This is a genomic window from Aquaspirillum sp. LM1, from assembly GCF_002002905.1.
Taxonomy (GTDB): domain Bacteria; phylum Pseudomonadota; class Gammaproteobacteria; order Burkholderiales; family Aquaspirillaceae; genus Rivihabitans.
This window is the reverse complement of record NZ_CP019509.1, coordinates 2,852,148-2,869,928: the sequence shown is the minus strand read 5'-3', so window position 1 is coordinate 2,869,928 and position 17,781 is coordinate 2,852,148. Positions and strand designations below refer to the sequence as shown.

Genomic DNA, 17,781 nt, shown 5'->3' with positions numbered 1-17,781 from the left:
CCCCACCTCGCGTTGCGCTGGCTGGTCTGAGTTGGCGGGCTCCATGTGGTTTGTCCGGGTTGCCCTTTCTGCCGTGTTAGCCTGCTCAGCCTATCTTCCGAAACCCTGGGCACGCTCGCTGAAACACCTTGCGATCTTCCAGCCTGAGTGCCGTCAGGCTGCCGCCCCACAGGCAGCCGGTGTCAATCGCCAGCACATCCGGCCCCAGGCGCAGCCCCAGTGCCGACCAGTGGCCGACAATCAGCGGTGTGCCGGCGTGGCGGCGGTTGGGGGCGTCAAACCAGGCCATCAGGTATGGCGGGGCATCTGCCAGCTCCCCTTTGAACGACAAATCCAGTTCGCCGTCGCGGGTGAGCAGGCGCATGCGCGTCATCACATTGACGATCAGGCGCAGGCGGTCAATGCCTTTGAGCTCGTCGTTCCAGCGCAGGGGCTTGTTGCCATACAAGCGGGCCAGAAAGCTGCGGTAATTGGGGCCGGCCAGTTCGTGTTCCACTTCCTCGGCCAGGCCCAATGCGCGCTGAATGGTCCATTCCGGCAGCAGGCCGGCATGCACCATGGCGTAGCCCTCGCCGGCCAGCATCAGCGGCTGGCAGCGCAGCCAGTCGAGCAGCAGCTTGCCGTCGCTGGCCTGAATGATGTCCATGAAGGTGTCGCTGGACGAGACCTTGCCATACCCTTCTGACACCGCCAGCAGGCTCAGGTCGTGGTTGCCCAGCACCATCTGCACGCTGTCCTGGTGCTTGAACACCCAGCGCAGCACGCTGAGCGAATCTGGCCCACGGTTGACCAGATCCCCGGCCAGCCACAGCTGGTCACGCGAGGGGCTGAAGTCGATCAGCCGCAGCAGTTCGATCAGGTCGGTGTAACAGCCTTGAATATCGCCAATTGCATAAGTTGCCATGAAATCCCCAGTGCCGCCGGGAGCCGCCCGGTCAGGGCCGTTATGATACCGCAGGCGGATGACGGCTTTTGGTTTGACTGCGTGACCCGCCCGTGTGCCGTCAGCGCCCAGTCATAAAAAAACACCCGCAGCCACTGGGCCACGGGTGTTGCGCTTTGTCTGAATCTGCTGGTCTTCCCGGGGAAAGCCCTGTTTCAGCCAAATTTACCGGTGATGTAGTCTTCGGTGGCTTTTTGCTTGGGCGCGGTAAAGATAGCGTCGGTTTCACCAAATTCGACCAGATCACCCAGATACATATAGGCGGTGTAGTCAGACACCCGTGCCGCCTGCTGCATATTGTGGGTGACGATGGCGATGGTGTAGTTTTCTTTCAGCTCGTGCACCAGCTCTTCAATCTGCGCGGTGGAAATCGGGTCGAGCGCCGAGGTGGGTTCATCCAGCAGCAGCACTTCCGGACGGTTGGCCACGGCGCGGGCGATGCACAGGCGCTGCTGCTGGCCGCCAGACAGCGAGTTGCCCGATTGCTTGAGCTTGTTTTTCACTTCTTCCCACAGCGCGGCTTTTTTCAGCGCCCATTCGATGCGGTCGTCCATTTCGCTTTTGGGCAGGCGCTCGTACAGCTTGATGCCAAAGGCGATGTTGTCGTAAATCGACATCGGGAACGGCGTGGGTTTCTGGAACACCATGCCTACCTTGGCGCGCAGCAGGTTCACATCGACATCGTTGCCGAGGATGTTTTTACCGTCCAGCAGCAGCTCACCTTCGGCGCGCAGGTTCGGGTACAGCTCGTACATGCGGTTGAAAATGCGCAGCAGGGTGGATTTGCCGCAGCCGGACGGGCCGATGAAGGCAGTGACCTTGCCCGCCGGAATTTCCATGTTGATGTTTTTCAGGGCATGGAAGGCGCCGTAGTAGAAATTGAGATTCTTGACCTGAAGCTTGATGGAGTCTGTCATGGTGTCACGCCTTAGTGCGAAGAAGTTTGCTGTCTGCCAAACCAGCGGGCAAGGATGTTGAGGGTCAGCACGCTAAAGGTAATCAGCAGTGCTCCCGCCCAGGCCAGGGTGTGCCAGTCTTCATACGGGCTCATGGCAAACTGGAAAATCACGATGGGCAGGTTGGCCATGGGGGAGTTCATGTTGGAATTCCAGAACTGGTTGTTCAGCGCAGTGAACAACAGCGGGGCGGTTTCGCCGGAAATCCGCGCCACGGCCAGCAGGATGCCGGTAATCACCCCGGCCTTGGAGGCGCGCAGGGTGACTGACATGATGACCTTCCACTGTGGCGCACCCAGCGCCGAAGCCGCTTCACGCAAGCTGTTGGGCACCAGGCGCAGCATGTTTTCCGTGGTACGCACCACCACCGGAATCACCAGCAATGCCAGCGCCAGCGAGCCGGCCCAGCCGGAGAAATGCCCGACTGACACCACGTAAACTTCATAGACAAACAGGCCAATCACAATCGACGGGGCCGACAGCAGAATGTCGTTGATGAAGCGGGTGGTGGGGGCCAGCCAGCCACGGTTGCCAAATTCAGCCAGGTAGACACCGGCCAGAATGCCTATCGGTGTGCCAATGATGGTGCCAACCAGGGTCATCAGCACGCTGCCGTAAATGGCGTTGGCCAAGCCGCCCTGACTGCCCGGCGGCGGGGTGATCTGGGTAAACACATCCAGACTGAGCCCACCCAGACCGAGTTTCAGCAGGGTGGTGAGAATCCACACCAGCCAGAACAGGCCAAACGCCACAGTCATGAACGACATGACCTTGTTGAACGTATTGAGCAGCCGGCGGCGACGGTAAAGTAAATGGTTCATGTGTCGGTTCCTTGGTCGTGGGGGCTCAGGATTCCTTGCCCTCACCAGCCTTCAGGCGCATCAGCAGCAGCTTGGAGCAGGCCAGCACGACAAAGGTGATGAAGAACAGGATCAGGCCCAGCTCGATCAGTGCAGACAGGTACAGTTCACCTTCGGCTTCGGCAAATTCATTGGCCAGCGACGAGGCAATCGAGTTGGAGGGGTTGAACAGCCCGGCAGAAATCTGGTAGGCATTGCCAATCACAAAGGTGACGGCCATGGTTTCACCCAGTGCGCGGCCCAGGCCGAGCATGATGCCGCCAATTACCCCGGTTTTGGTGTAGGGCAGCACCACATGGCGCACCACTTCCCAGGTGGTGGCACCCAGGCCGTAGGCGGATTCCTTCAGCATGGGCGGCACCACTTCAAACACGTCGCGCATCACCGAAGCAATGAATGGAATCACCATGATGCCAAGGATCAGCCCGGCGGTGAATACGCCAATCCCCATCGGCAGACCTTGAAACAACAGGCCAAAACCAGGGATGCTGCCCAGGTTTTCCATCATCCACGGTTGGACATGGTCGGCAAACAGCGGGGCAAACACAAACAGACCCCACATGCCATAGATGATTGACGGGATGCCGGCCAGCAGTTCGATGGCCACCCCGAGCGGACGGCGCAGGCCCAGCGGGCACAGTTCGGTCAGGAACATGGCAATGCCAAAGCTGACCGGTACGCCAATGGCCAGGGCAATGCTGGCGGTGACCAGGGTGCCAAAAATCGGCACCAGTGCGCCAAATTGTTCTGCGACCGGGTCCCAGGTGGCGTCGGTCAGAAAACCAAAGCCAAAGCGGTTGATGGCCGGCATCGAGCCTTCCACCAGCGAAGCCAGAATGGCTGCCAGCAGGGCCAGCACCAGAAAGGCAAAGCAGCGGGTGATGAAGCGAAATAACGGGTCCAGATTGGTTCGCGGTTTTTGTACCGCAGAAGAAGACTGTGTGCTCATGGCGTGATCTCGATCCTGATGATACGAAAGCCGGGGCATTCATCCCCGGCTTCTGGCGAGCGATGCGTCAGACCCGGGTAGGGCCTGAACCTGCCGGGGTTACTTCCAGACCGGCTTGCCGCTGGTATCCGTGATCTGCTTCCAGCTGTCACGAACAATCTTTTTGACGTTGTCCGGCATCGGCACGTAGTCCATGTCCGAGGCCAGCTTGTCGCCATTGGCGTAGGCCCAGTCAAAGAACTTCAGGCTTTCGCTGGATTGTTCCGGCTTGTCGGCCTTCTTGTGCATCAGGATGAAGGTGGCACCGGTAATCGGCCAGCTGTCCTTGCCCGGCTGATTGGTCAGGATTTGATAGAACCCGTCAGCTGCTTTCCAGTTGGCGTTGGCGGCAGCCGCTTTGAAGGTCAGGTCATCCGGCTGCACAAAGTTGCCTGCCTGGTTTTTCACGGCGGCGTGGGAAATCTTGTTTTGCTTGGCATAGGCGTATTCCACATAGCCAATCGAGCCCTTGATGCGGGTCACATAGTTGGCCACGCCTTCATTGCCCTTGCCACCCACCCCAGCCGGCCAGTTGACGGCAGAGTTTTCGCCAATCTTGGTCTTCCATTCTTCGGAAACACGCGACAGGTAGTTGGTCCAGATGAAGGTGGTGCCCGAGCCATCCGAGCGACGCACCACGGTGATGGCCTGGTCCGGCAGTTTCACGCCGGGGTTGAGACTGGCAATTGCCGGGTCATTCCACTTGCTGACCTTGCCCAGGTAGATGTCGGCCAGCAGCGGGCCGGTGACTTTCAGCTGGCCAGCGGCCACGCCTGGCAGGTTGATCACCGGCACCACACCGCCCATCACTGCCGGAAACTGGGTCAGGCCAGCTTTGTTCAATTCTTCTGCGGTCAGCGGTTTGTCGGAAGCACCAAAATCGACGGTTTTGGATTGGATTTGCTTGATGCCGCCACCGGAACCAATCGACTGATAATTCATCCCGACCCCGGTTTGCGCTTTGTACGCTTCCGCCCACTTGGCGTACAGCGGGTAGGGGAAGGTTGCGCCAGCGCCGGTGATATCGGCAGCAGCGGCGTAGCCGGAGAACATGGCGCCAGTCAGCGTCATGGCGGCTGCCAGGCGGATCGTTGATTTCATTCGGTGCTCCCAGGAGATTGGTGAATTCATTACAAAGCGGAGGCCATCGTAACGCCTCAAAATTGCAGTTATATTACAGCACCGTTTCATCTTTGCCATGTCAGGGCATCAGCGGGTTGACCGGACGCGCCGCATACCTATAATGCCGCTCGTTCACTCGTGGTTGGCAACGTGCCAACGCAGGCTGTTTTCAAGAGAGAGTTTTGCATGCTGAATGTCGCAACCGGGGCCAAGTGGGTGTTGGGCAACTGGAAAATGAATGGCCGGCTGGCCAGTAATCAGCGCCTGCTGGAGGCCTTGCTGGCCGACCCACAGGTCAATGCCGGCCATGTTGGCCTGGCGGTACCGAGTGCCTATCTGGGGCAGATGACCCACCTGCTGGCCGGGCAGGCGCTGCGTCTGGGCGCGCAGTGTGTCAGCCATTTTGCCGATGACGGTGCCTACACGGGTGAAGTTAGCGCGGCCATGCTGGCCGACCTGGGCGTGGCCTTCACCCTGGTGGGGCACTCGGAGCGCCGGCAGTATTTTGCCGAATCTGACGACAGCCTGTCGGCGCAAATCCGCCACGCGTATGCTCAGGGAATCATGCCGGTGGTCTGCGTGGGCGAGGGGCTCAGCGCCCGCGAAACCGGTGTGCAGGACGCGGTGGTGGCCGGGCAGATTGCTGGCGTGGCCGCTGCGCTGGCCGGGCGTGACCGGGTGATGCTGGCGTATGAGCCGGTTTGGGCAATCGGCACGGGCTTGACCGCGTCATTGGGACAAATTGTCGCAATGCACGAAAAGATTCGGGCCTGCCTCTTGGAAAAACTGGGGTCTTCGTGTACTATTTCGATCCTTTACGGCGGTAGCGTCAAGGCAGATAACGCGAGCGACATCCTCTCGCTTTCTGAAGTGGATGGTGTGCTGGTGGGGGGTGCCTCGCTGGATGCCGGGCAATTCAAAAACGTTTGCTACGGCGCTGCCAAATAGATAAAATATGGAAATTCTTAAAACGCTGGTCTGGGTTCTGAATATGGCTGCCGCGCTGGCAGTGATCGTGCTGGTATTGATGCAGCATGGCAAGGGCGCGGATATGGGGGCTGCCTTCGGGGGCGGCTCGTCGGGCAGTCTGTTTGGCGCGTCAGGCTCGGCCAATTTCCTGAGCCGTACCACTGCGGTATGTGCTGCGATTTTTTTCTCAACTTGTCTGGCTCTGGTGTTTCTCTCAACACCGCGCAACGAGTCTTCTCTCGGGGTGATGTCCGGGCAGGTTGAATCAGTTGCCCCGGCCTCTCCTGCCGGACAGCAGCCGAATGGTCAGAACAAATCCGGTCAAATCCCGGATTGAATAAAAACAAAGCCGACATGGTGAAATTGGTAGACACGCTATCTTGAGGGGGTAGTGGCGAAAGCTGTGTGAGTTCGAGTCTCACTGTCGGCACCATATTCGAATAGATCGTGTTCGCGGTCTATTTTTAAAACAAAGGAGGCTTCTGGCCTCCTTTTTTTAGGGGTAATCGGGAAATGCTGGAGAATTATTTTCCCATCATGCTGTTCGTCATCATCGGGCTCCTGGTTGGTGTGGGACCCATGCTGATCGGTTTCCTGTTGGGGCCTAACCGCCCCGATGCGGCGAAACTGTCTCCCTACGAGTGTGGCTTTGAGGCGTTCGAAGACGCCCGCATGAAGTTTGATGTCCGCTACTACCTCGTTGCCATCCTTTTCATCCTGTTCGACCTCGAAATTGCCTTCCTGTTCCCGTGGGCGGTAGTGCTCAAGGAAATCGGCATGTTCGGCTTTGTTGCCATGCTGGTGTTCCTCGCGATTCTCGTTGTCGGCTTCATCTACGAGTGGAAAAAAGGAGCGCTGGAATGGGAGTAGAAGGCATTCTGGAAAAGGGCTTTGTCACCACCACGGCTGACAAGGTCATCAACTGGACCCGCACCGGTTCGTTGTGGCCGATGACCTTTGGTCTGGCATGCTGTGCTGTTGAAATGATGCAGGCCGGTGCCGCGCGCTACGACCTGGACCGTTTCGGGATCGTGTTCCGCCCCAGCCCGCGCCAGTCCGACCTGATGATCGTCGCCGGCACCCTGTGCAACAAGATGGCACCGGCCCTGCGCAAGGTGTACGACCAGATGGCCGAACCGCGCTGGGTGCTGTCGATGGGCTCCTGCGCCAATGGCGGCGGCTACTATCACTACTCTTACTCCGTGGTTCGCGGCTGTGACCGGGTAGTGCCTGTCGATGTCTATGTTCCGGGCTGTCCGCCCACAGCAGAAGCCCTGCTGTACGGCATCATCCAGCTGCAGAACAAGATCAAACGTACTTACACCATTGCCCGCTAAAGGTTAAGCTCATGGCCTCCACGCTGGAAGCACTCAAAACGGCGGCAGAAGCTGCGCTGGGTGCAAACATCATTTCAGCGACCATCGACCGTCAGGAACTGACGCTGGTGTGTCGTGCTGACAGCATCATCGAAACCTGTACCCTGCTGCGTGATACGCCGGCACTGCGCTTTGAACAGTGCTCCGACCTGTGCGGCATGGATTACAGCACCTATCGTGACACCGTGTGGGAAGGTTCCCGCTTCGCCGTGGTCTGCCATCTGCTGTCGGTGGCCAATAATCAGCGCATCCGCGTGCGCTTTTTTGCCGAAGACGACGACTTCCCGGTGGTGGACTCCCTGGTGGACGTCTGGCCGGGGGTGAACTGGTTTGAACGCGAAGCCTTCGATCTGTATGGCATCGTGTTTGACGGCCACCCTGACCTGCGTCGCCTGCTGACCGACTATGGCTTTGTCGGCCATCCGTTCCGCAAGGACTTCCCGCTCTCCGGCAATGTGGAAATGCGCTACGACCCGGTTCAGGCTCGGGTGATCTACCAGCCAGTGACCATCGAGCCGCGCGAAAACACACCGCGCATCATTCGCGAGGAGAACTACGGTGGCTAACATCCGTAACTACACGCTGAACTTCGGCCCGCAACACCCGGCTGCGCACGGTGTGCTGCGCTTGGTGCTTGAACTCGACGGCGAAGTCGTCCAGCGCGCCGATCCGCATGTGGGCCTGCTGCATCGCGGCACTGAAAAACTGGCCGAACATAAAACCTTCCTGCAATCCGTGCCGTACATGGACCGTCTCGACTATGTGTCGATGATGTGCAACGAGCACGCGTATGTGATGGCGATTGAAAAGCTGCTCGGCGTGGACGTGCCGCTGCGCGCCCAGTACATCCGGGTCATGTTCGATGAAATCACCCGCATCCTGAACCACCTGCTGTGGATTGGCGCTCACGCGATTGACATCGGTGCCATGACCATGTTCCTGTACGCCTTCCGCGAACGGGAAGACCTGATGGACGTGTACGAGGCGGTATCCGGCGCGCGCATGCACGCTGCCTATTACCGTCCTGGTGGCGTGTATCGCGATCTGCCTGACACCATGCCGCAATACAAGGTGTCCAAGATCAAGAACGCCCGCCAACTGGCCAAGCTGAACGAAAACCGTCAGGGCTCGGTGCTGGACTTCATCGAAGACTTTGCCAATCGCTTCCCGACCTACGTTGACGAATACGAAACCCTGCTGACCGACAACCGCATCTGGAAACAGCGTACCGTCGGCATTGGCGTGGTCTCTCCCGAACGTGCGCTGGCGCTGGGCTTTTCTGGCCCGATGCTGCGCGGTTCCGGCGTGGCCTGGGACCTGCGCAAGAAGCAGCCGTATGAAGTGTACGATCGTCTCGATTTTGATATTCCTGTTGGCGTCAATGGCGATTGTTACGACCGCTATCTGGTGCGTATGGAAGAGTTCCGTCAGTCCAACCGCATCATCAAGCAGTGTGTGGAATGGCTGAAGAAAAATCCTGGCCCGGTCATTACCGACAACCACAAGGTGGCACCGCCGTCACGCGTGGGCATGAAGAGCAATATGGAGGAGCTTATCCACCATTTCAAGCTCTTCTCCGAAGGGATGCACGTGCCGGAAGGCGAGGCCTACGCTGGCATCGAACATCCGAAGGGTGAGTTCGGTATCTATCTGGTATCGGATGGAGCCAACAAGCCTTACCGCCTGAAGATTCGCGCACCGGGTTACGCCCACTTGTCCGGTCTGGACGAAATGGTGCGCGGCCACATGATTGCCGACGTGGTGTCCATCATCGGGACGCAAGATATCGTGTTTGGGGAGATTGACCGCTGATGTTGTCGCCAGATGCACTGAAACAGATTGATCGCGAAGTTGCCAAATACCCGGCAGACCAGGCGCGATCGGCGGTGATGGGCGCTTTGCGCATTGCCCAGACTGAACTCGGGTGGCTTTCGACTGAAACCATCGAATTCGTGGCCAACTACCTGGGGATTCCCCCGGTGGCGGCATACGAAGTTGCCACCTTCTATAACATGTACGACCTGAAACCGGTCGGCAAGTACAAGATTACCGTGTGCACCAACCTGCCCTGTGCGCTGGGCGGTGGGGTGGACTGTGCGGACTACCTGAAGCACAAGCTTGGTGTCGGTTTTGGCGAAACCACCGCTGACGGCAAGTTTACGCTGGTGGAAGGTGAATGCATGGGCGCGTGTGGAGATGCTCCGGTGCTGCTGGTGAACAACCACAGCATGTGCAGCTTCATGACGCACGAAGCAATCGACAAGAAACTGGCGGAGCTGCAATAACATGGCCGTTTTCTCTCAAGGCGTTATTTTCGAAGGCGTCGACACCTCTGACCCGAATTGCTGGACGCTGGATGCCTACGTCAAGCGCGGTGGTTATACCGCACTCAAGCGCATCCTCCAGCAAAACGTCTCTCAGGATGACGTGATTGCCGAAGTCAAGAACTCCAGCCTGCGTGGCCGGGGTGGCGCAGGTTTTCCGACCGGGCTGAAATGGTCGTTCATGCCGCGCAACTTTCCGGGCGACAAGTATCTGGTGTGCAACACTGACGAAGGCGAACCGGGCACCTTCAAGGACCGCGACATCCTGCGTTTCAACCCGCATTCGCTGATTGAAGGCATGATCATCGCCGGGTACGCCATGGGGGTGAAGCTGGCCTACAACTACATCCACGGGGAAATCTTCGAAGACTATGCGCTGTTTGAACGCGCGCTCGACGAAGCCCGTGCCGCCGGCCTGATGGGTGAAAACATCCTGGGCAGTGGCTTCACCTTCAATCTGTACGCGCACCATGGTTACGGTGCCTACATCTGTGGTGAAGAAACCGCCCTGCTGGAATCGCTGGAAGGCAAAAAAGGCCAGCCGCGCTTCAAGCCGCCGTTCCCGGCTTCGTTTGGCCTGTATGGCAAGCCGACCACCATCAACAACACCGAATCGTTTGCCTCGGTGCCGTTCATCATCCGCGACGGCGGCCAGAAATTCCTGGAAGCCGGCAAGCCGAACAATGGCGGCACCAAGCTGTTCTCGGTGTCTGGCCACGTCAACCGTCCGGGCAACTACGAAATTCCCTTGGGCACTCCGTTTGCCACCCTGCTGGAAATGGCCGGCGGCATGAAGAACGGCAAGAAGCTCAAAGCGGTGATTCCGGGTGGATCGTCCGCGCCGGTGTTGCCGGGCAACATCATGATGGATTGCACCATGGACTACGACAGCATCAGCAAGGCAGGTTCGATGCTCGGGTCGGGGGCGGTGATCGTGATGAACGAAGATATCTGCATGGTCAAGGCGCTGGAGCGACTGGCTTATTTTTACCACGAAGAATCCTGCGGTCAGTGCACACCGTGTCGTGAAGGCACCGGTTGGCTGTATCGGGTGATTCACCGGATTGAACATGGGCAGGGTCGCGCCGATGACCTCGATTTGTTGACGTCGGTGGGCAACAACATGGCAGGCCGCACCATTTGTGCGCTGGCCGATGCCGCTGTTTTCCCCGTCCGCAGCTTTACCAAACATTTCCGCAATGAGTTCGAACACCATATCGAACACAAGAAATGTCTGGTCGAGCACAAATGGTGCTGATCCCCTACGGATTGCTTGCTACAGGTAGCGCAACGCTATGTTAGAAATCGAAATCGACGGTAAGAAATTGACGGTGCCCACCGGGAGCACCGTGATGGATGCAGCCCATGCCAATGGCACCTACATCCCGCATTTCTGTTACCACAAAAAACTGTCCATTGCCGCCAATTGCCGCATGTGCCTGGTGGAAGTGGAAAAAGCGCCCAAACCGCTGCCCGCCTGTGCCACGCCGGTGACGGACGGCATGAAGGTGCACACCCATTCCGATACTGCCGTCAAGGCTCAGCACGGGGTGATGGAGTTCCTGCTGATCAACCACCCGCTGGATTGCCCGATCTGTGACCAGGGCGGTGAATGCCAGCTGCAGGATCTGGCCGTGGGCTACGGCAACGTCAGCTCGCGCTACCAGGAAGAAAAACGCGTGGTGCCGGCCAAGGAAATGGGCCCGCTGGTGTCAGCGGCAGAAATGAGCCGTTGCATCCACTGCACCCGCTGCGTGCGCTTTACCGAGGAAATCGGCGGTTATCAGGAAATCGGCATGGCTCACCGCAGTGAGCATTCGCAGATTCTGCCGTTCCTGAATAAAACCGTGGACTCGGAAATTTCCGGTAATGTCATCGACCTGTGCCCGGTGGGCGCGCTGACCAGCAAGCCGTTCCGCTACAGTGCCCGTCCGTGGGAATTGTCGCGCCGCAAGACGGTCAGCCCGCACGATGGCCTGGGTGCCAATATGATCGTGCAGGTCAAGCACAGCCGCGTGATGCGCGCGCTGCCGCTGGAAAACGAAGCCATCAACGAATGCTGGCTGGCCGACCGCGACCGCTTCTCCTACGAAGCGCTGTCCAGCGACGCCCGCCTGACCCAGCCGATGGTCAAGCAGGATGGCAAGTGGATTGCCACCGACTGGCAAACCGCGCTGGACTACATTGCCAAGGGCCTGCGTGGCGTGATTCGTGACCACGGCGCTGACGCCGTGGGTTTCCTGGCCACGCCGCACAGCACGGTGGAAGAACTCTACCTGACCAAGAAACTGGCCAGTGGCCTGGGGGTGGAGAGCACCGATTACCGCACGCGACACAGCGATTTCAGCCGCGACAGCCTGCAACAAGGTGCGCTGTGGCTGGGCTCGAGCATTGCTGAACTGGCCGACGCCAATGCCCTGCTGCTGGTGGGCAGCACCCTGCGCAAGGAGCAGCCGCTGCTGGCTGCCCGCCTGCGTCAGTCGGTGAAGAAGGGTCTGGCGCTCAGCGTGGTCAATCCGATTCACGAAAACCTGCTGAGCCATGTTCATGCCGAAATGACCGTCACACCGTCCGGCATGGTAGATGCGCTGAAAGCCGTGCTCAAGGCCGTGCTGACCCAGCAGGGCAGCAGCTCGACGCTGGACGTGGTGTCGATCTCGCCGTGCAGCCAGGCCGAGGCGATTGCCGCCAGCCTGATTGCCAATGACCAGGCCGTGATTGCCTTGGGCAATCTGGCGCAGCACAGCCCATGGTTTGGCGACCTCCTGGCGCTGGCCAACGAGCTGGCCCGTCTGACCGGCGCTCGCGTGGCCGTGTTGGGCGAAGCTGCCAACAGCGTGGGTGCCGAGCTGACCTTCAAGCCGGGTAGCAAGGGCGCTAACGCCGGCCAGATGTTTGCCGTGCCGAAAAAGGCCTATGTGTTGCTGAACACCGAACTGGACAGCGATACCTACCATCCGCAACGCGCGCTGAAAGCGGCCGAGCAGGCGGAAACCGTGGTGGTGCTGTCGGCCTTCCGTTCCGATGCCGCACTGCAGTACGCCGATGTGATGCTGCCGATTGCGCCGTTTACCGAAACTTCTGGCGCTTTCATCAACATGGAAGGCCGCCTGCAAGCCTTCAACGGCGTGGTCAAGCCGCTGGGCGACACCCGTCCGGCCTGGAAGGTGCTGCGCGTTCTGGGCAATCTGCTGGGTCTGCCGGGCTTCGAGTTTAATTCGGCGGAAGAGGTTCGCGCTGAATGGCAGGCTGCGCAGGGTGACATCGCCGCCCGACTGAGTAACGTCCTGGGCAGCCTGAGTCTGGGCAGCGCTTCGGCGGTGACGGGTCTGGCGCGCGTGGGCGAAGTGCCGATTTATCAGGCCGATGCACTGTGCCGCCGGGCACCGTCGCTGCAGGCCACCGCCGATGCCAGGGCACCGCGTGCCAGCGCGCATCCTGGCGTTCTGGCTGCTGCCGGTGTACAGGCGGGTCAGGAAGTGTGCCTCAAGCAGGAAGGTCATTCGATCCGCATCGCCATTGATGCTGACGAGCGTCTCCCGCTTGGCGTGGTTCGTCTGGCCGCTGCCCATCCGGCAACAGTCGCGCTGGGCGGGATGTTCAACAGTATTGAACTGGCGCAGGTGTAACGATGGAATTCCTACAGAACCTCCTCGGATTGGATGCCGGTCTGACGGTATGGACCGTGCTGAAAATCGTGGCAATTGTGGCCCCGATGATGGGGGCCGTGGCCTACCTGACCCTGGCGGAACGCAAGGTGATTGGCTACATGCAGATCCGGATCGGCCCGAACCGGGTGGGTCCGAAAGGCCTGCTGCAGCCGATTGCTGATGGCCTGAAGCTGATGCTGAAGGAAATCATTCTGCCGACCAAGGCCAACAAGACCTTGTTCCTGATCGGCCCGGTGCTGTCCATCGGTCCGGCGCTGGCGGCCTGGGCCGTGGTACCGTTCATGCCGGAACTGGTGCTGGCCAATATCGATGCCTCGCTGCTGTACATCATGGCCATTACCTCGATGGGCGTGTATGGGGTGATCATTGCTGGTTGGGCGTCCAACTCCAAATACGCCTTTCTGGGGGCGCTGCGTTCTGCCGCCCAGATCGTGTCCTACGAAATCGCCATGGGTTTTGCCCTGGTTGGGGTGCTGATGCTGTCCGGCTCGCTCAACCTGGTGGAAATCGTCAATCAGCAGGGTCAGGGCATTGCCGGCGGTTCGGTATTGTCGTGGAACTGGCTGCCGTTGTTCCCGATGTTTCTGGTCTACCTGATTTCCGGGGTGGCGGAAACCAACCGGGCACCGTTTGACGTGGCCGAAGGGGAATCCGAAATTGTGGCCGGTTTCCATGTGGAATACTCGGGCATGGCGTTTGCAGTGTTCTTCCTGGCCGAATACGCCAACATGATTTTGATTGCTGTGATGACCGCGCTGATGTTCCTGGGCGGCTGGCTGTCGCCGTTCCCGGCTTCGATTCCGGTGCTGGGTGCCAGCGGCTTCCACTGGCTGGCGATCAAGGCTGCGTTCATCCTCTTCTGCTTCCTGTGGTTCCGCGCAACCTTCCCGCGTTACCGCTATGACCAGATCATGCGTCTGGGCTGGAAAGTGTTCATCCCTGTGACCTTGGTGTGGCTGGTTGTCGTCGGTTTCTGGATGATGTCCCCGTACACGCTGTGGAAATAACCGGTAAGTGAGTGGCATGGAAACGATCCGTAATTTTTTCAAGACATTCCTGCTCGTCGAGCTCGTCAAGGGCCTGGCGTTGACCGGTCGTCATTTCTTCCAGCGCAAGATTACTGTGCAGTTTCCGGAAGAAAAAACGCCGCAAAGTCCGCGTTTTCGTGGCCTGCATGCGCAACGGCGCTACCCCAACGGGGAAGAGCGTTGTATCGCCTGTAAGCTGTGCGAAGCGGTCTGCCCGGCCATGGCGATCACCATCGAGTCCGAGCAGCGCGATGACGGCACCCGCCGCACCTCGCGTTATGAAATCGACCTGACCAAATGCATTTTCTGCGGGTTCTGCGAAGAATCCTGCCCGGTGGATTCGATTGTGGAAACCCACATTCTCGAATACCACGGGGACAAGCGCGGTGACCTGTACTACACCAAGCAGATGCTGCTGGCCGTGGGTGACAAATATGAAGCCGAGATCGCGAAAAACCGCGAGCTCGACGCCAAGTACCGTTAAGGGGGCCGCATGTCGTTCCAAGCAGTTGTCTTCTATGTGCTCTCCGCCATCCTGCTGTTTTCCGGGGTGCGGGTGATCACGGCTAAAAACCCGGTGCATGCAGCCCTGTTTCTGGTGCTGGCGTTCTTTACCGCGTCGGGGCACTGGCTGCTGCTGCAGTCCGAGTTCCTCGCCATTGCGCTGGTGCTGGTGTATGTCGGCGCGGTGATGGTGCTGTTCCTGTTTGTGGTGATGATGCTGGACATCAACTTCGAGAAACTGCGCGAAGGCTTCTGGCGCAACCTGCCGCTGGCCGGCACGGTAGCTGCCATCATGGTGGCCGAGATGACCCTGATTCTGGTCAGCCCGGACGTGGGTCTGAGCAACTTCAAGGAGCCGGCCGCCCTGGCTGCCGACTACAGCAACGTCAAGGACCTGGGTCGCCAGATTTACACCACTTACCTGTATCCGTTTGAACTGGCCGCCGTGCTGCTGCTGCTGGCCATTGTCGCCGCCATTGCGCTGACCATGCGCAAGCGCAAGGACAACAAGTGGGTGGATCCGGCAGAACAGGTGAAAGTCCGTCGCAATGATCGTATCCGTATGGTCAAGATGGCAGCCGAACCCCGCGTCGAGCGCGGTGGTGAAACCGATAACGACAACAACGCAGCGGCCTGACCGCAGCAAGCCCTAATCCAAGCAAAGGGGGTACCGTGTTGACTCTGACGCATTACCTGGTGCTCGCCGCGATTCTGTTCGCGATCAGCGTGCTAGGTATTTTTCTGAACCGCAAGAATGTGATTGTGCTGTTGATGGCGATCGAGCTGATGTTGCTCGCCGTGAATTACAACTTCATCGCGTTTTCGCACTATCTGTCCGACACTGCGGGTCAGATCTTCGTGTTCTTCATCCTGACGGTGGCTGCGGCCGAGTCGGCGATCGGCTTGGCCATTCTGGTGGTGTTGTTCCGGAATCTGCGCACGATCAATGTTGAAGACCTGGGCAGCCTCAAAGGCTAAAGACCAACCGGAATCCTTGAAAAGAAGCTCGATAAGCATGGAAATGAAAAGCTTGTACCTGCTGATTGCGCTGGCGCCCCTTGCGGGCTCGGCCATTGCGGGGTTATTGGGTTGGGCGATCGGCCGTGTTGCCGCGCACATTGTCACCATTACTGGTGTGGCAGTGTCTGCGGTTGGCGCTGTCTACGTCCTCAACGGCCTGTTAAATGGCGCCCCCACATTCGACGGCCCGGTATATACCTGGCTGACGGTGGGTGGCATTGAATATTCGGTCGGCTTCCTGATCGACAACCTCACCGCCATGATGATGGTGGTGGTCACCAGCGTGTCGCTGATGGTGCATATCTACACCATTGGCTACATGCATGAAGATCCGGGCTATCAACGGTTCTTCAGCTATATCTCGCTGTTTACCTTCTCCATGCTGATGCTGGTGATGAGCAACAACTTCATCCAGCTGTTCTTCGGTTGGGAAGCAGTGGGTCTGGTGTCGTATCTGCTGATTGGTTTCTGGTTCAAGAAACCCACTGCCGTATTTGCCAACCTGAAGGCCTTCCTGGTCAACCGGGTGGGTGACTTTGGTTTCCTGCTCGGCATTGGCATGGTGCTGGCCTACTTCGGCGGCTCGCTGCACTACGCCGATGTCTTTGCTGCCGCGCCGAAACTGGCGACGCAGACTGTGCAAATTTTCCCTGGCGTTGAATGGTCGCTGATGACGGTGACCTGCATCCTGCTGTTCATCGGCGCGATGGGTAAATCCGCACAGTTTCCGTTGCATGTCTGGCTGCCGGATTCGATGGAAGGCCCGACCCCGATTTCCGCGCTGATTCACGCTGCCACCATGGTGACGGCAGGGATCTTCATGGTGTCGCGCATGAGCCCGCTGTTCGAGCTGTCCGACACCGCGCTGTCCTTCATCCTGGTGATTGGTTCGATTACTGCGCTGTTCATGGGCTTCCTGGGCATCATCCAGAACGACATCAAGCGGGTGGTGGCTTACTCCACGCTGTCGCAGCTGGGTTACATGACCGTTGCCCTGGGCGTGTCTGCCTACCCGGTGGCTGTGTTCCACCTGATGACGCACGCCTTCTTCAAGGCGCTGCTGTTCCTGGGGGCCGGTTCGGTGATCATGGGCATGCACCACGAGCAGGACATGCGTCGCATGGGCGGCCTGTACAAGTACATGCCGATTACCTGGATCACCTCGCTGCTGGGTTCGCTGGCGCTGATTGGCACGCCGTTCTTTGCCGGTTTCTACTCCAAGGATTCGATCATCGAAGCCGTGGCCGCCTCGCATATTCCGGGTAGCAGCTTTGCCTACTTCTCGGTGGTGGCCGGGGTGTTCATCACCGCGTTCTACTCGTTCCGCATGTACTTCCTGGTGTTCCACGGGGAAGAGCGTTTCCGTCATGCCCATCATGATGACCATCATGGCCATCACGATGATCACGGCCACGGTCATGCCCATGTGCCGCACGAATCGCCGTGGGTGGTGACCCTGCCGCTGGTGTTGCTGGCGATTCCGTCGGTGATCATTGGCTACATCGCGATTGAGCCGATGCTGTTTGGCGATTTCTTCAAAAACGTGATCTTCGTCAATCATCACGCACATCCGGTGATGGAAGAGCTGGCGCATGAATTCCATGGTGCTGCCGGCATGGCCACCCATGCTCTGAGCACCCTGCCGTTCTGGCTGGCGCTGGGTGGTGTGGTGACCGCGTGGTTCTTCTACCTGAAGGCCCCGCAGATTCCTGCCGCGATCAAGTCCAAGCTGGGTGCCGTGCATACCCTGCTGGAAAACAAGTATTACATGGACGACCTTTACTTTGCCGTCTTTGCCAAGGGCTCGCGTGGCCTGGGTTCGGTGCTGTGGGCGGTGGATCGACTGCTGATTGATGGTCTGGTCAACGGTACGGCCAAGCTGGTCGGCGTGTTCTCGGCCGTGGTGCGCAAGCTGCAAACTGGCTTCATTTACAGCTATGCCACTGCGATGATTATTGGCGTTCTTGGTCTCATGACAATCTGGTTTGCGAACCTGATCGCTCACTGAGATGCCAACGGA

General features: G+C 58.9%; 19 protein-coding genes and 1 tRNA gene. 15 read left to right on the top strand and 5 right to left on the bottom strand.

Annotated elements, in window-relative coordinates; genetic code table 11:
- Positions 1 to 85 precede the first annotated feature (85 nt).
- The 5 genes from BXU06_RS12265 to pstS all read right to left on the bottom strand — a co-directional run bounded on the left by BXU06_RS12265 (position 86) and on the right by pstS (position 4,848).
- Positions 86 to 904 (bottom strand): symmetrical bis(5'-nucleosyl)-tetraphosphatase, encoded by an 819-nt coding sequence (locus BXU06_RS12265; protein ID WP_077299995.1) that lies wholly within the window; start codon positions 902 to 904, stop codon positions 86 to 88.
- Between the two features lie 194 nt (positions 905 to 1,098).
- Entirely contained in the window at positions 1,099 to 1,860 is a 762-nt protein-coding gene (pstB, locus tag BXU06_RS12260) for a phosphate ABC transporter ATP-binding protein PstB (protein ID WP_077299993.1), read from the bottom strand.
- 11 nt (positions 1,861 to 1,871) lie between these two features.
- Positions 1,872 to 2,720 (bottom strand): phosphate ABC transporter permease PstA, encoded by an 849-nt coding sequence (pstA, locus tag BXU06_RS12255; RefSeq protein ID WP_077299990.1) that lies wholly within the window; start codon positions 2,718 to 2,720, stop codon positions 1,872 to 1,874.
- Between the two features lie 25 nt (positions 2,721 to 2,745).
- The gene (gene pstC, locus BXU06_RS12250) at positions 2,746 to 3,708 is read right to left on the bottom strand and encodes a phosphate ABC transporter permease subunit PstC (protein WP_077299987.1); all 963 of its coding nucleotides are present in this window, start codon (positions 3,706 to 3,708) and stop codon (positions 2,746 to 2,748) included.
- A gap of 99 nt (positions 3,709 to 3,807) precedes the next feature.
- The gene (pstS, locus tag BXU06_RS12245) at positions 3,808 to 4,848 is read right to left on the bottom strand and encodes a phosphate ABC transporter substrate-binding protein PstS (protein ID WP_077299984.1); all 1,041 of its coding nucleotides are present in this window, start codon (positions 4,846 to 4,848) and stop codon (positions 3,808 to 3,810) included.
- Between the two features lie 207 nt (positions 4,849 to 5,055).
- Here pstS and tpiA point away from each other — a divergent pair, with 207 nt between their 5' ends.
- The 15 genes from tpiA to nuoL all read left to right on the top strand — a co-directional run bounded on the left by tpiA (position 5,056) and on the right by nuoL (position 17,769).
- A complete protein-coding gene (gene tpiA / locus BXU06_RS12240; protein WP_077299981.1) occupies positions 5,056 to 5,817 on the top strand; it encodes a triose-phosphate isomerase in 762 nt (253 codons plus the stop codon).
- 7 nt (positions 5,818 to 5,824) lie between these two features.
- A complete protein-coding gene (gene secG / locus BXU06_RS12235) occupies positions 5,825 to 6,175 on the top strand; it encodes a preprotein translocase subunit SecG (protein WP_077299977.1) in 351 nt (116 codons plus the stop codon).
- A gap of 11 nt (positions 6,176 to 6,186) precedes the next feature.
- Positions 6,187 to 6,271, top strand: a tRNA-Leu gene (locus BXU06_RS12230).
- 80 nt (positions 6,272 to 6,351) lie between these two features.
- Positions 6,352 to 6,708, top strand: a complete 357-nt coding sequence (locus tag BXU06_RS12225) for an NADH-quinone oxidoreductase subunit A (RefSeq protein WP_077299974.1) — start codon at positions 6,352 to 6,354, stop codon at positions 6,706 to 6,708.
- Entirely contained in the window at positions 6,699 to 7,175 is a 477-nt protein-coding gene (locus BXU06_RS12220) for an NADH-quinone oxidoreductase subunit B family protein (protein ID WP_077299971.1), read from the top strand. The genes BXU06_RS12225 and BXU06_RS12220 overlap by 10 nt, the downstream gene beginning before the upstream one ends.
- 11 nt (positions 7,176 to 7,186) lie before the next feature.
- Positions 7,187 to 7,780, top strand: a complete 594-nt coding sequence (locus BXU06_RS12215; RefSeq protein WP_077299968.1) for an NADH-quinone oxidoreductase subunit C — start codon at positions 7,187 to 7,189, stop codon at positions 7,778 to 7,780.
- A complete protein-coding gene (locus BXU06_RS12210; RefSeq protein WP_077299965.1) occupies positions 7,773 to 9,026 on the top strand; it encodes an NADH-quinone oxidoreductase subunit D in 1,254 nt (417 codons plus the stop codon). Before BXU06_RS12215 ends, BXU06_RS12210 begins: the two co-directional genes overlap by 8 nt.
- Complete coding sequence (gene nuoE, locus BXU06_RS12205; protein ID WP_077299963.1) at positions 9,026 to 9,499, top strand: NADH-quinone oxidoreductase subunit NuoE; 474 nt, start codon at positions 9,026 to 9,028, stop codon at positions 9,497 to 9,499. Before BXU06_RS12210 ends, nuoE begins: the two co-directional genes overlap by 1 nt.
- Position 9,500: 1 nt before the next feature.
- Positions 9,501 to 10,796 (top strand): NADH-quinone oxidoreductase subunit NuoF, encoded by a 1,296-nt coding sequence (gene nuoF, locus BXU06_RS12200; RefSeq protein WP_077299960.1) that lies wholly within the window; start codon positions 9,501 to 9,503, stop codon positions 10,794 to 10,796.
- A gap of 37 nt (positions 10,797 to 10,833) precedes the next feature.
- Complete coding sequence (nuoG, locus tag BXU06_RS12195; protein ID WP_077299957.1) at positions 10,834 to 13,167, top strand: NADH-quinone oxidoreductase subunit NuoG; 2,334 nt, start codon at positions 10,834 to 10,836, stop codon at positions 13,165 to 13,167.
- A gap of 2 nt (positions 13,168 to 13,169) precedes the next feature.
- Positions 13,170 to 14,216 (top strand): NADH-quinone oxidoreductase subunit NuoH, encoded by a 1,047-nt coding sequence (nuoH, locus tag BXU06_RS12190; RefSeq protein ID WP_077299953.1) that lies wholly within the window; start codon positions 13,170 to 13,172, stop codon positions 14,214 to 14,216.
- Positions 14,217 to 14,232: 16 nt separating this feature from the next.
- Positions 14,233 to 14,721: an NADH-quinone oxidoreductase subunit NuoI gene (nuoI, locus tag BXU06_RS12185; RefSeq protein ID WP_077299950.1), complete on the top strand. Its 489-nt coding sequence runs from the start codon at positions 14,233 to 14,235 to the stop codon at positions 14,719 to 14,721.
- Between the two features lie 9 nt (positions 14,722 to 14,730).
- Positions 14,731 to 15,378, top strand: coding sequence for an NADH-quinone oxidoreductase subunit J (locus tag BXU06_RS12180; RefSeq protein WP_077299947.1), 648 nt, complete (start codon positions 14,731 to 14,733; stop codon positions 15,376 to 15,378).
- A gap of 35 nt (positions 15,379 to 15,413) precedes the next feature.
- Positions 15,414 to 15,719 (top strand): NADH-quinone oxidoreductase subunit NuoK, encoded by a 306-nt coding sequence (gene nuoK, locus BXU06_RS12175; protein WP_077299944.1) that lies wholly within the window; start codon positions 15,414 to 15,416, stop codon positions 15,717 to 15,719.
- 37 nt (positions 15,720 to 15,756) lie between these two features.
- On the top strand, positions 15,757 to 17,769 hold the full coding sequence (nuoL, locus tag BXU06_RS12170) for an NADH-quinone oxidoreductase subunit L (RefSeq protein WP_077299941.1): 2,013 nt from the start codon (positions 15,757 to 15,759) through the stop codon (positions 17,767 to 17,769).
- Positions 17,770 to 17,781: the final 12 nt, after the last annotated feature.